This window comes from Bacillus gaemokensis, from assembly GCF_001590835.1.
In the GTDB taxonomy this organism is placed as follows: Bacteria; Bacillota; Bacilli; order Bacillales; family Bacillaceae_G; genus Bacillus_A; species Bacillus_A gaemokensis.
Genome location: NZ_LTAQ01000023.1, coordinates 195,605 through 209,627 on the forward strand (window position 1 = coordinate 195,605; position 14,023 = coordinate 209,627).

Sequence of the window (14,023 nt, forward strand, 5' to 3'; positions counted from 1 at the left end):
CTTTTATAATAAAAGAGCTTGGGTAATAGCCTACTGTTGATGAGGAAGAGATTATTTTAATTAAAAAACAGTTAGCAAAAGCTAACTGCGTCATTAATTCTAATTGTAGTCTTTAGATGTATCTTTCACTTGATATTGTTTTGAAGAATTTACAGTTGCTGAGATTTTTTGTTGCTCATTACCGGCAATATGTCCTTCTAATTAGATTTCAGGTGTTGCATATTCCTCTAGAAAATCAATGTCAGTAATAACAATGGTCATATTCTTTTCTTTTTTTAAGTGGTCGATAGCTGCTTGTTTAGCTGTTGCTTTTGTTTTGGGCCATGCTTCTTTACTAAATGCATCCAGCTTACCATGATTCATACTAGCATACACCCAACCGCTTATTGTTAGTAACAGGCCAATTCCTAATATCAATAGAGGTTTCACTAATTTCTTATTCATATTGATTCACCTTTCGATTCCATTCTATAGTGCATGTGTCTTGTTTTTGTGAACAATTTGAATATAAACTATCGTAAAAGTTTCTGCTATTTCATTAGGTGACAATAGTATTACAGTTTTGTAAGTTCTTGAAGCAAATCAGTTCTATACAAACTTGAATAAAAAAGCTCTCTTGGTGTACGTGAAGCGTTTCTTGAAAATAGGGTATAAACCAAAACGACCTATTTCCTATATTGTATTAGGTGATAGGTCGTTTTGGTTTTTTATGGTCTTTTTATAGGATAAGGTATTCTCTTTCTTTAGAAAGGGAATGTTTTTATTTTAGTAATGATAACGCTTGTTTTACAGCCCATTGTTGATGTTCGTGTACGAGAAACCTTTCTGCTTGAGAAGGAGAGAGCCATTGTAAAATATGATCCTTTTCAGAGATGTTATTTTCTGTTTGCAATCTCTTGCAAATGTAAAAATAGCCGTCATTTAAATAGTATGTATCTTCATTTTCTGCGTAAAAATATCGCTCAGCATTGCCAATATAATGCTGAATTCTAATTTGCCAACCTAGCTCTTCTGCAAGCTCACGGTGTAAACATAATTCTTTTGTTTCACTTTGTTCCATGCCACCTCCAGGTAAAAAATAGCGAGTTCCTTTTTTGATAATTGCTATTTTCGTATAGTGGTTATTGAAGATAATAGTATAGCAACTAGGACGTAATATATAGCGTTGATGCTCCTTTTTATAACCAAAAGTGGGCTTTAGCTCCATATAGAAATCCCTCATTTCATAATAAATACATATTGTAAAAAATACCCAAAAACAAAAGGCGAAATAGTCAAAAAAGCGAATATAGTAAGTATAAATGGCAGATATAAGGGAGGCAACGGGTATGTTTAATCGAAAGTGTTCGTGTTGTAAAGTGATAACCGGAACGGTGCATGGTGGAAAAATGATTCAAAATGAGTTTCTATGTGAAGATTGTTTACAAAAAGGGGTGGAAAATGGGGAGTTTGAATTACCACAAGAGAAATCTTCCTATCTTTCCATAAAAATATTAAAAGTGATGAGCGTTATTTATTTAGTAGTTTCAATTTTTGCTTCTGTATTTACCGTTTCTCTTATCAACGGGCCTAGTAATGGATTTCAAACATTTATATCTGTCGAAGGATCTGGTGCAGCTGGCTTTATTGTGCTAGGTGCTATATTTTAATCCATTTTAATCTTTTGTGCTATTTGGGTATTTATTATTTTAGTGGAAACGGTTATTAAAATTTATGAAAAAATGAAGTGAGGGAATATAGAAGAATAATTTTTTATCCCCCAAAAAAACATCGATTACGTAAGAGATGTTTTTTTGGGGTGTTGTGTCTTTTATTTAACGATTCCATTTTTATATTTTTGATAAATCGAACCAGCCACTACTGTATCTAAAAAGGCCACCCCAACCGATTTGAATAAAGTAATTTCATCAGAGTTTGTCCGTCCTTGTTTATGCTTTAAAATAATGTCACCAAGCTCACTATATACATTTGAAAAATCCCATTCGTTTTGTTCAATCGCTATCAAGAAATCACCAGCTTCGTGTTGTACACCTTCTAGTGTATCTACAATAATTTTATCGCTGCGTTGTAATGTGGTGAAATCAAGCTCTTGCATATGAGGTTGATAAGAACCAATTCCATTAATATGAGTCCCGCGTTTTAAGTGTTTTCCGTCAAACACAGGAGTAGTTGAAGTTGTACTACAAATTACAATATCAGCCATTGCAACAGCCTCATCAGCTAATTCTATAATCTCAATGGTTCCGCTCCAATTTGGATATAACGAGAGTAAATGATCCTTAAATTCAAATGCTTTTTGTATGGTACGATTCACGAGAAGAATGTGAGTTAGAGAACGAACTGCCATAACAGCCTGTATTTGCCCGAGTGCTTGGGCACCGCAGCCAATGACAACGCAGACATTAGAATCTTGTCGAGCGAAATGTTTTGTCGCAATACCGCTCATCGCTCCTGTGCGAAGTGTTGTTAAATAGGAAGCTTCAATTGTCGCAACGTGCTCACCAGTATTCGTTTCTGTTAAGACGATCAAGCTTTGGAGTGCTTTTTTTCCTTTTTGAGTATTTTGAGGAAAGATACTAACGATTTTCGTAGATGCAAATTCGATTGGAGCTACATAAGAGGGCATATAAAGAGAGTTTGAATCTTCTTGAAAGTGCTGTATATTCAGCCTTACGGGTGTTGTAATTTCATTGTTCGTATAATATTGAAATGCTTTTTCTACATCTTGCAAGCAATCTTTCATTTTATAAATGTCTTTTACCATTTCTTCTGTAATATGAATCATTTAGATTATCCTCCTTTTTTATAGAAAAGGGGGATTTGAATATCCCCCAAATTTACTAAGCCTGTATATTTTGATTTTGTACATTCTCTGCAATTTGCTTTGTTGAAACGGCAGCGATAGCAATTAAAGAGATGCAGCAAGTCAGTACAATATATAAAGCGACTGGAATCCAAGAATTGTTATACATATTCATTAAATAAGCAGCGATCATTGGAGCTGTCCCGCCAGCTAGTGCAGCTCCTAATTGATAACCTAACGTAACGCCAGTATAGCGTACCTCAGTAGAGAAGATTTCAGAGAATAATGTACCTAATACAGCCGTTACAGGTGCCCATAAAATTCCTAAACCGATAACAGTTGCAATAATGATAGAAAAGGTTGTTCCTTGGTTTAGTAGTAAGAAATATGGAAACGCATATAAGAGAATCGCAACAGTACCCCATATGTACATTTTCTTTCTTCCAATTGAATCTGAAAGTTTTCCCATAATCGGAATCATAATAGTAGTGATGAGCATAGCGATTGTAACGGCATTTAGGACAGTTGTATTTGGTAATTTCAGCTGCGATGTTCCATAGGAAACAATGAATGTCGAGAAAATATAGAAGGGACCTGTTTCGGCTACCTTTGCTCCTGTAGCGATAAGCACTGATTTCCAATGGTGACGTAAAGTATCGGCAATAGGTAGTTTCGAAATATTTCCGCTTTCTTTTGCTTTTTTGAAATCGGGTGTTTCATCTAAGCCATTTCGAATCCATAACCCTATGAATACTAGTATTGCACTGAAAATAAACGGAATTCGCCATCCCCACGTCACAAAACTATCACCAGAAATCATGGTCATGAAAGATATAGCAGCAGTTCCGAGTAGCATTCCAATTGTAACACCTGTTTGCGGAATACTACCAAAAAATCCTTTTCTTTCCTTCGGTGCGTATTCTATTGCTAAGAGTAAAGCACCGCCCCATTCTCCGCCAATTCCTAATCCTTGAATAATTCTTAGTAAGATTAAAAGAATAGGAGCTAGTATACCAATACTTTCATATGAAGGGAGCAGGCCAATACATACTGTCGCTCCTCCCATAAGAGATAGTGTTAGAACCAATGTCTTTTTTCTTCCAATTCTGTCACCAATATGACTGAAAATAATGCCTCCAAGTGGACGTATAAAAAAAGGAATACCAAAAGAAAGGTAAGACAGCATGAGTGCGACAAGGGGATTCTCGTTTACAAAAAATAATTTGTTAAATACAAGTGCGGCAGCAGTTCCATATAAGAAGAAATCAAACCATTCGATAGAACTGCCAATCAAACTAGCAATGAGAGCTTTTTTCTGGACAGAGCTTTGTTGATTCATCATTTCACCTCTTTGTAATTTAAATATTCTAATTATTAAAAATATTTTATATAAAATTAATTCGAATGTCAAAAATTTAAGGTTGAAGGAGGTAGCATTGTAAGTAGCAAATATTATAAAGTGATGTTTTTTATTAGATATAGAAAGGTTCTATGTAATAGTGAATATTTGTATTTACCTAATAATTAGAAGTGTAGATAAATTAGGGAATAATAGTATGAGAGGAAGAGAGAAATGAAAGTAAGACACGTTCAAGGGAAAGATTATGTAACGATTCATTCCGTGCTTAATGAGTGGTGGGGTGGGAGAAATATGGCTGATATGTTGCCGAAACTTTTCTTCGTTCATTTTCAAGAGACGAGTTTTGTTATCGAACAGGACGGGGAGATTGTAGGATTTTTATGTGGATTTTTCTCACAAACATATATCGATGAAGCATATGTTCATTTTATTGGAGTGAATCCAAAGTATCGAAGAAAGGGCATAGCTTCTACACTATACTCTTATTTTTTCGATGCAGCTCGTGCAAATGATCGTCATATTGTAAAAGCGGTAACTTCGCCAGTAAATAAAAAATCAATTCAATTTCATCAGGATATTGGATTTGAAATTGAAACAGGCGATGGAGAAGTGGATGGAGTGTCTGTACATACAAATTATGATGGGAATGGAGGGAGTAGGGTTTTGTTTGTAAAGCGGGTATAAATCAATGGTTTCTCTTGTTATAAGAATATATAGGAGCTTTATATTATCATTTTTATTATGTAACTAACAATCAGGATAACATCTTGGCGACAAGAACCGCTCGTGGACAAAATAATTTATTTGTCCACAAGCGGTGTCCGATGCTGTTATGTTTGATGGTCGAATCTTAACCATTAATCAGGACATCCTATGACAAGGAGGGGTGATTAATGGGAATTAGGATTTTATTAATAATAATATTAATCAGTATTCATTTTTCAACAAGTGCTTCTGCTGAAGTTCCACTTAAAGCTGCTTTTATACGGGACCATCAGCTATGGATGAAAGAGGAAGATAAAGAAATACAACTTACAACAGGTCGGTATGTCTACTCTCCACAGTGGTCAAAAGATGGTCGGTTTATTGCCTATTTAGACGGTGACGAACTTGCTGAAAAAACATTTTTGTTTATATATGATTCAAAGGAAAAGGAAAACTACCAGCCGTATTCAACAATTGAAACAAGAAATTTTCAATGGTCACCAATTTCAAATCAACTAGCTTACAATGCGGGTGGTGTATTAAACGTTACAAAAACAAAGAATGGACGCCCAAAAGGTTTTGAGAATGTTTCTTTAGGTGTTAGTGATTTTGCATGGTTTCCAAACGGAAAAGAATTTATCGTTTCATCACAATCTAATTTGCTTCCTACTGGATGGGAACCAGTGCATCTTTTTAAAGTTCCAGTAGATGCTAATCTTGATTCAAATAAAATAAAGCCTTTTTACACCATTCAAACAAATACAACTGACTTATTTGCTATTGATGCCGAATACTTTAAGTGGAGCGCTGATGGTAAATGGGTTAGCTTTCTAGCAACACCCACTGCGTCTTGGTCCAATGATAGCAATACACTATGTGTACTATCATCAGTAGGAGACCACTTTCAAGTTGTAGGAAAGATGCTCTGGTATGAAGACTGGATAAAATGGGCTCCTACAAAAAATAAACTAGCCTTCATATCTGGTGAAGGAAGATTTTTCGTTGAAAACAAAAAAACAACCGTTACCGACATTCCAACTTTGAACGAAAGAAAGGAATATACACCTAAAGGATATGTTGACCTTGATTTAGATTGGTTCTCACCAGATAAAGTGATTGTTGCTCGTACAAAAGAAAACAAGGAGTGGAAAGAGGGACCAGTTCCAACTATGTTTACAACTCTATACTTAATTAATATAAAGTCAGGAGAACAAAAGCAGATTACCTTTCCAAAGAAAAATGAATTAGATTATGAACCTCAAGTTGTTGGGTCGTATATTACTTGGTATCGAAAGACTGAAAAGGAAAACCAAGGAGATGTATGGGTTAAGAATGGAATAAATGGTCCAGAACATCGTTGGTTAAAAAATGTAGGCTCTGCTCCGATTTTTTTCAATAAAAAGTAACTGAAACATCCACAACTCCTATATTTTCTTATTCAACTAAAGGGTGCGATTGTGCAATAACACTTAGAGTTAAACGACTGTATTGTTGTATTTTTAAGTGCAGTGAAGTATTTCACATCAAAAATTAAACAACTTTATTTTAACCCCGTCTTAAAATCAGAACGGGGTTATACGTGTTTTAGGTTTTAAAATTAAATAACTTTATTGTCATTTTACAGAATTCGCCCTTACGTTGAGTACATGTATTCAACGTAAGAGCCCTTTTAAATTCGTTTTTTAATTTTCTTAGTTAAGATAACATGTAAAAATAGGCCATAGGATTACTTTTATTTCCAAACATGACCTATTGAGCTTATAGAGGGATTGTTTCTTCTATTGGGTGAGGGGTTTTTTGTAAATCAATTACATAATCCCCAAAACGTTTTATATGTCTAGTCATATAGGGAATTAGCGTTTCTAAATCTTGGCGTGAAAAGCGATAACCTTCTTTTTTTAGTTGCCATAAAATCATAGTGATATCTACTACATTTTGAAAAATTACGGAATTAGTAATTAAATCGTTGTATTTAATACGTTTTTCTTGCTCGATTGGATCGTTTTCCGTAATAATACCATTGCCACAAAACAACAACCATTTTGAAAACCCATTATTAGTTAAAACGTATATGTGCGGTATGCTAATTTATTTATTCCTTAAATGGGTTATTTCATCACATGAAACGGAAATAATCACTTTAGTAACAATAAATCTATTTTTCTTTCCGTTTTCACGAATATTTGTACATACGATTAAAGACTTCTTCTTTTCTAATACAACGGTTATGTTTACTGAGAAAATGTGGTTGATGTATCAACTTGTAAGATTTGTTGTGTTAGGGTGGATTTATATGATGACACCTATATTTGCTCCGATTGGATTTATGATTGTGTTATTTTGCTTTTGGAGAGCACAAAGAGTAAAAGAAAAGTATATGCAGCAAAGTAGACAAAGTTTTGCTAGATCATAAAGAAAGAGACTCATTTCAATTGAAGTGAGTCTCTTTCTTTATGGGTGTGTATTGTATTCGGATTCTATTATAACATGATTAATAGCGTTCAAGGCCTGGAAAAGTGTGATTTTGTGGGAAGTGAGTCGCCGAGATTGTGATTTTAATACGATTATCTTTTCTTTTGTGTAACTTCATCATTAAATGGCTTTAAATGCGCGATAGGGATGTAAGTATATAATTGGAAATTTTACTATTATTTGTTTTGATTTCAAATAAATATTGAAATGTGCGTCAACGCATGTTAAGGACTTATTGTTATTTGGAATTTAAAAATAGCCTAGTAGTCTTATTGATAAGACTACTAGGCTATTTTAATAACGATAGTAATTGATAGAGTTGGTCTATTGATGTGTTTCTATCTGAATTTTCTAATTTGATTATTTCAACTTTATGAAGATAGAGGAGGGGATTTTGTGTGATAGTATGTTAGGTAGAAAATATAGATAATTCTGAAAAGGGGATGCGAATTTGATGTTTAAACTGCTGTAAATAATAAAGTTACAGAACTATTAAATCATTATTTTCATCGAGTAAAGGTGTATCTTGTAGAAGATGAAAATCAAAGAGAATTATATGAACATGAATTAATGAACTATTCCCGTTGTTTAATGTTGCAGAAAATGACAACATGAATAGAGATTTTCTAATTTGCCTTCGTTCATTTGTAAGGGAGATTATTTCAGAGCAAGAAGAGAAAATGAAAGAACTTGAAAAAACAAGAGATGAAGAGATAAATGTATTTGATTTAGTAGACCGTCAAAAAGGAAAAAAAGACGTTGAACTTTATGATTAATTATGTTTAATAAAGGGGTCCCATGTACGCAAAAACATCCATTTTAGTAAACTTAAGGAGCTCGTTTTTATGAAAACTACCGACTCAAAAAGTCTATGGGGAAATACAATTTATTTACAAGTTTTTTCTGCGTATTCACTGCTTATGCTCGGAGTATTTATTGACATGTTAGCCATTATGACCATTGTTAGTTTTGAATGGGAAGTAGACCCCACCATGATTGGATTGATTCCTGTTGCGTATGCACTTCCTGGAATTTTATTTAGTTCATGGGCAGGTGTGATTGCTGATCGCTTTAGAAAAATTCCAATTATGATGTTTTGTAATCTTATGGTTGGTCTATTAACAATTGTTCTTTTATTTGTCCAAAATATTCATTGGCTTTTGTTAGCATTAATGATTCGTTCCATTTTTACCGTTTTCTATTATCCTGCACAGCAAACACTTACACGACAGATTGTTTCCCCTGATCTGCTTACCAAAGCGGTAAGTATCAATGGGATAGTTGAGCAAGGAACCAAGATACTGGGTCCACTTATAGGAGGAATGTTACTGAGCTGGTTTCAGCCAGAGTTTTGTCTGATTATAAGGGCAATATGCTGTTTACTAGCTGCTTTGGTTCTGTTGCCCACAATAAGGTTAAAAGAATCTCTGCCAAGAGAACATATAGAAAAGCAACAGCAAAGTACTTGGACTGCTTGGTTACAAGGTTGGGGTTATGTATTATCCAATCGGATGATACTATCAACTATGATTTTCTTTACAATAGCTATGGCAGTATTACAATTAGTAGACTCACAGTTCCCTACTTTATTTAAGAGCTTGTTCCCAAATGATAAGAGTAAAATGGGATACATCATTTCTATTATTGGTCTTGGGGGAATACTTGGTGCATTCTTAACTCAGAAATTAAAACATTTTCAATATGGTTGGGTAGTATGTGGAGGTATTGCTTTAATGGGAATTGGCTTCGGTGGTATTAGTCTGATAAGCCTGATAAGCCCTGGTTCATCCCTCATTTTTGGCTATCTGATTAGTTTTATTGCTGGTATTGGAAGTGGACTTATGCTTGTATCCAATCAAGTCATTCTGCAAATTGAATCCCATCAAGAACAGGTCGGAAGAGTATTTGGGATTCAAAGCAGTTTAGCAAATGCAGTCCTCATCATTTCTCCTGCTATGAGCGGACCACTGGTTCACATTTTCGGAGTAACTCAACTCTATTTTTATGTGGGTATTGGGCTCATCATCATTGGAGTAATTGGGGTTTTATTACAAAAATATTTTTGGGTTAAACATGAACACGAACCCATAAGAGTAAATAATTTTTGAAGGGAGAATTTTTTATGTCCAATCAGGAGTGTTATCCTTTAAGTCATCCACAGAGGAGAATATGGTATACAGAAGTTATTTATTCAGGTAAAGGTATATGTAATCTAAAATTCTTGTTCAAGATCCATCGGAAAATGAATTATTCGATATTAAATCGAGCCGTGAATCGTGTCATCAGTGAAAATGATGGTCTGTGTATCAGACTGAAAGAAAATGGGCATCAGGAACCTGAGCAATATTTTGTTAAACATCAAGAACGAGAATTTGACTTCTTCGACTTCAGTTCCGAGAGAGATTCGGATTTGCTGGAACAATGGATTGAGCAGAAGGCGCAAGAGACGTTTACGTTATTTGATTCGGATTTATACTATTTTGCTTTAATAAAAATAAGCGATAATGAGTGTGCCGTCTTTGGCAATGTTCATCACATTATCATGGATGGTTTATCAATCCAAATTTGGACTAATCAGATTGCTAAATATTATCATGAGTTTTATAGTGAGGCAGATGTGAGAATCCCTAGGAACTCATATGTTCAGTTTCTAGTCAATGAACAGACGTACTTGAACAGCAGTCGTTTTCAAAAAGATCAAAGCTTCTGGTTAGAGGAATTCAAAACACTTCCATCCGTAACGGGATTGAAACCCTATAATGCTTACCAAGTTAGTACGAGAGCATCACGTGAGACGTTTGAATTATCTGAATATTCAAAGGGGAAGTTAGAGGAATTTTCTGATCATTACGGATTTAGTGTATATACTGTTTTTGTTGCTGCGTTTTCGTTGTCGATGTATCGATGGACCTCGTCGCTTGATATTGCCTTGGGAATGGCTTATGGCAATCGTATGACTAAAATGGAGCGGGAATTAATTGGAATGATGGTGAGTACAGTTCCTCTGAGAATGGATATCGACCCTGAAGAAGAAGTACTCTCATTTATTGGTCGAGTGTCCAGAAAACAACGTAAAGCATTACGACATCAGAAATATCCATTTGATTTGTTATTAAAGCAGATGAATCAAGAGAATAACAGCAATGTTAGACTTTTTGGAACTACGATCGATTATAGAGAGCGTGGTGAAACTGGTGACTCTCTTTGGATTCCAAACCGTGAAGAAGTGCAAGATTTTGCAGTACATATTGAAAATTTGACCGATATAGACTCTTTGCAAGTGCATATTGATTATCGCGAAGAATTATTTTCCAAAGAAGAGATACTTCGCTTTTTTAAAACCATGCTAGCATTAATGGAAAACACATTTAAAAATCCGAAGCAGAAGGTTGCTAAGATCGAAATCCTTTCAGAAGAAGATAAAAGAAAAAGTTTAGTAGAGTTCAACGATCCTAAGCTTGACTTTCCACCTCAAGCCACCATTCATGAGTTGTTTGAGCAGCAAGCGACGATTCATCCCAATGCCATTGCAGTTATGTATGAAAAGGAGAGGATTACCTATAGGGAGCTTAATGAACGTGCGAATCAGTTAGCTCACTATCTGCAGAAAAAAGGAGTAGGACCCGATTCGTTGGTTGGCCTTTGTGTTGAACGTTCTCCTGAAATGATTGTAGGTATTTTGGGAATTCTGAAGGCTGGTGGAGCTTATGTTCCACTCGATCCAACGTATCCAGAGCAGCGACTTCAGTATATTTTAGAGGATGCTAGCATTCAGTTAGTCGTAACGCAAGAAAGTTTAAAAGGATCGAAATGGTTACCAGAGAATATCAAATCGATTTGCCTTGATAGAGATCAAGTTGAGATTGAGAAAGAAAGTGCGGTTTTACCGATCTCTGATGTAAGTCCTCAACATCTCGCTTACGTGATCTATACTTCGGGATCAACAGGTAATCCGAAGGGAGTTATGGTAGAGCATCACAATGTGATTCGTTTATTTAAATCAACAGAATGCTGGTATCAGTTTGATGAAAAAGATACTTGGACGCTTTTCCATTCTTATGCGTTTGACTTCTCGGTATGGGAGATTTGGGGGGCATTGCTCTATGGCGGAAGATTGGTTGTTGTTCCTTATTGGATCAGTCGATCGCCCAAGGATTTCTATCAACTGTTAGTAAAGGAAGAGGTTACGGTTCTTAATCAGACACCATCCGCATTTCGACAATTGATACAAGTGTGTGAACAAGATGATGAGAATAAAGACTTGCATCTGCGCTATGTCATATTTGGTGGGGAAGCACTCGATCCTACCAGCTTGTTACCATGGTTTCAAAGGTATGGAGAGCAGGACCCACAGTTAATTAATATGTATGGAATTACAGAAACTACCGTTCATGTTACGTATTATCCAATTACTCAAGATGATGTGCAGCATGCTTCAAGAAGTAATATCGGAAAGCGGATTCCAGATTTAGAAGTGTATGTACTAGACGCTTGTCAACAGCCTGTGCCTATTGGCGTAGCTGGCGAACTATATATTGGTGGAGCAGGACTCGCACGTGGGTATTTTAACAGACCCGAATTGACTGCAGAACGTTTCATTCCTCATCCATTCAGTAGTGACCCGGGAGCGCGATTATATCGGACAGGAGACTTAGCGAGATACTTGCCGGATGGAAATCTGGATTATCTTGGGCGGATTGATCACCAGGTGAAAATCCGTGGTTTCCGAATTGAACTCGAGGAAATTGAATCTACTTTAAACGCGCATGCATCCATAAAAGAGGCTGTTGTGATCGTTCGAGAAGATCAGCCGGGTGATAAACGATTGGTGGCGTATGTCGTGGGTGATGGGAATGTAGGTGAGTGGAGAGATTATCTCAAGGCGGAACTACCAAGCTATATGGTTCCTTCAGGATTTGTGATGATGGAAGCCATTCCACTAACTGCTAACGGTAAAGTTGATCGTAAAGCCTTACCTGTACCAGAGGAGAGCAAATTCGAAAGTGAATGTGTTGCACCCCGGAATGGTAACGAAGAAACACTGGCTACCATTTGGAAGCAAGTATTAGGGATTAAAAAGGTGGGAATCCATGATAACTTCTTTGAAATTGGTGGAGACTCGATTCTCAGCATTCAGATCATATCACGAGCGAGTCAATTGGGCTTAAAACTTACACCCAAGCAAATGTTTGAACACCCAACGATCGCCGAGTTGGCGCAAGTAGTCAAAGAAGATCAGGGAGTACAAGCAGATCAGGGTGTTGTGACGGGAGAGGTACCGCTCACTCCGATCCAGCACTGGTTCTTCGAGCAAGAACATCCGCATCCACAACATTGGAATCAGTCGATGCTTTTGAGAGTAAGAGAGAGATTGGATGTAGAGTTACTAGAAGAAGCTTTATTAAACTTACTTAAACATCATGACGCCTTACGTTTTCGATATGAACAGTTGCTCGATGGAACCTGGAAGCAGAGAAATGAGGGAATCGATGAACAGTCTGTACTTCGTGTGGTAAAACGGAACGATGCTAATCAACAAGCGTGGAATCAAGTGGTACAAGAAGAGATGGATATCGCTCAAGCTAGTTTCAATTTACTTACAGGTCCGTTGATGAGAGTAGTGTACTTCGATGATGGCTCGAATGGGAACGATCGATTATTCTGGACGATTCATCATTTAGTAGTAGATGGGGTATCATGGCGAATTTTATTGGAAGATTTACAGGCCGTATACAACCAGATGAAACAAGGTCAGAAGGTTCAATTACCTGCGAAAAGTACGTCTTTTAAAGAATGGTCGGAACGACTACAGGCATACAGTGAGTCACATATTTCAAAAGAAGTACAAGATTATTGGCATGAACAGGCAGCAAAACAAGTGATGACGATTCCGATGGACTATCCTATACAGGAAACGACAGAAGCATCGATTGATCAAGTGACGATGACGTTGGGAGTAGAAGAGACCCACACGTTGTTACAAGAAGTTTCGGCGACTCATAAGACACGGATCAACGAGGTACTATTGACGGCATTAGTACAAGCTATAGCCGATTGTACAAATCAGCATAAGCTTTCAGTTCACTTGGAAGGACATGGGCGAGAAGAGATGGTCGAAGGTATTGATCTATCGCGGACAGTGGGTTGGTTCACGAGTATTTATCCCATTCACCTTGATCTTCAAGGAACAACGACACCTATTGAGGGATTAAAGGCTGTGAAAGATCAATTGCGTCGAATTCCGAATCATGGCGTTGATTATGGCATTTTACGTTACTTAAGCAGAGAATTGCTTCCTTTCTATCAGCAGCAAAAACCATCGATAAGCTTTAACTATTTGGGACAATTTGATCAAGTGTTTTCCAAAGAATCTTTGTTTAAACAGGAGACAGGGTTTACAAGCTTAGACCATGCTCCGGAATCGAAACTATCTCATCCGATTGAAATTGTCGGTATGGTAAAAGATGAGAAGCTACATTTTGTTTGGATGTATAGTAGAGAACAGTTTTCTAGATTGACAATTCAAGCGATAGCAAAAGGCATGTTGAATCAGCTTCGTCTACTGATAAATCCACCAACGGCAGAGTCTGCTTTTACGGTATCTGACTTTGCTGATGCAGAGGCTCTTACGGAAGAAAGCTTGAATAAAGTATTACTTAAATTAACAAAGAAGAGGGTGTAAC

At 36.4% G+C, this 14,023-nt stretch carries 9 protein-coding genes and 2 pseudogenes; 6 read left to right on the top strand and 5 right to left on the bottom strand.

Annotation, left to right across the window (positions count from 1 at the left end; genetic code table 11):
* Nucleotides 1–201 precede the first annotated feature (201 nt).
* Nucleotides 202–444 (bottom strand): hypothetical protein, encoded by a 243-nt coding sequence (locus tag AZF08_RS18015; RefSeq protein WP_051725883.1) that lies wholly within the window; start codon nt 442–444, stop codon nt 202–204.
* A 316-nt stretch (nt 445–760) separates the two neighbouring features.
* Complete coding sequence (locus tag AZF08_RS18020) at nt 761–1,207, bottom strand: NUDIX hydrolase (RefSeq protein ID WP_033677250.1); 447 nt, start codon at nt 1,205–1,207, stop codon at nt 761–763.
* A 121-nt stretch (nt 1,208–1,328) separates the two neighbouring features.
* On the opposite strand from AZF08_RS18020, the pseudogene AZF08_RS18025 reads away from it, so the two are divergent.
* Nucleotides 1,329–1,730 (top strand): annotated as a pseudogene (locus tag AZF08_RS18025) (DUF3980 domain-containing protein).
* Between the two features lie 80 nt (nt 1,731–1,810).
* Here the strand turns inward: AZF08_RS18025 and AZF08_RS18030 are convergent.
* Together AZF08_RS18030 and AZF08_RS18035 are read right to left on the bottom strand one after the other, a co-directional pair.
* Complete coding sequence (locus tag AZF08_RS18030; protein ID WP_033677248.1) at nt 1,811–2,785, bottom strand: ornithine cyclodeaminase family protein; 975 nt, start codon at nt 2,783–2,785, stop codon at nt 1,811–1,813.
* Nucleotides 2,786–2,840: 55 nt separating this feature from the next.
* Complete coding sequence (locus tag AZF08_RS18035) at nt 2,841–4,142, bottom strand: MFS transporter (RefSeq protein ID WP_033677246.1); 1,302 nt, start codon at nt 4,140–4,142, stop codon at nt 2,841–2,843.
* Between the two features lie 234 nt (nt 4,143–4,376).
* Between AZF08_RS18035 and AZF08_RS18040 the strand changes: the two genes are divergently transcribed.
* Together AZF08_RS18040 and AZF08_RS18045 are read left to right on the top strand one after the other, a co-directional pair.
* Nucleotides 4,377–4,847 carry a GNAT family N-acetyltransferase gene (locus AZF08_RS18040; RefSeq protein WP_033677245.1) on the top strand — a complete coding sequence of 157 codons (471 nt, stop codon included), beginning with the start codon at nt 4,377–4,379 and terminating at the stop codon, nt 4,845–4,847.
* A gap of 209 nt (nt 4,848–5,056) precedes the next feature.
* On the top strand, nt 5,057–6,274 hold the full coding sequence (locus AZF08_RS18045; RefSeq protein WP_033677243.1) for a hypothetical protein: 1,218 nt from the start codon (nt 5,057–5,059) through the stop codon (nt 6,272–6,274).
* A gap of 352 nt (nt 6,275–6,626) precedes the next feature.
* Here the strand turns inward: AZF08_RS18045 and AZF08_RS18050 are convergent.
* Nucleotides 6,627–6,923, bottom strand: a pseudogene (locus AZF08_RS18050) (Tn3 family transposase); the annotation flags it as partial.
* Nucleotides 6,924–7,951: 1,028 nt separating this feature from the next.
* On the opposite strand from AZF08_RS18050, the gene AZF08_RS30820 reads away from it, so the two are divergent.
* From AZF08_RS30820 to AZF08_RS18065, 3 genes are all read left to right on the top strand, one after another.
* Nucleotides 7,952–8,116 (top strand): hypothetical protein, encoded by a 165-nt coding sequence (locus AZF08_RS30820; RefSeq protein WP_162177853.1) that lies wholly within the window; start codon nt 7,952–7,954, stop codon nt 8,114–8,116.
* Nucleotides 8,117–8,185: 69 nt separating this feature from the next.
* Nucleotides 8,186–9,448 carry an MFS transporter gene (locus AZF08_RS18060; RefSeq protein WP_033677241.1) on the top strand — a complete coding sequence of 421 codons (1,263 nt, stop codon included), beginning with the start codon at nt 8,186–8,188 and terminating at the stop codon, nt 9,446–9,448.
* Between the two features lie 14 nt (nt 9,449–9,462).
* A complete protein-coding gene (locus AZF08_RS18065) occupies nt 9,463–14,022 on the top strand; it encodes a non-ribosomal peptide synthetase (RefSeq protein ID WP_033677240.1) in 4,560 nt (1,519 codons plus the stop codon).
* Nucleotide 14,023 lies beyond the last annotated feature (1 nt).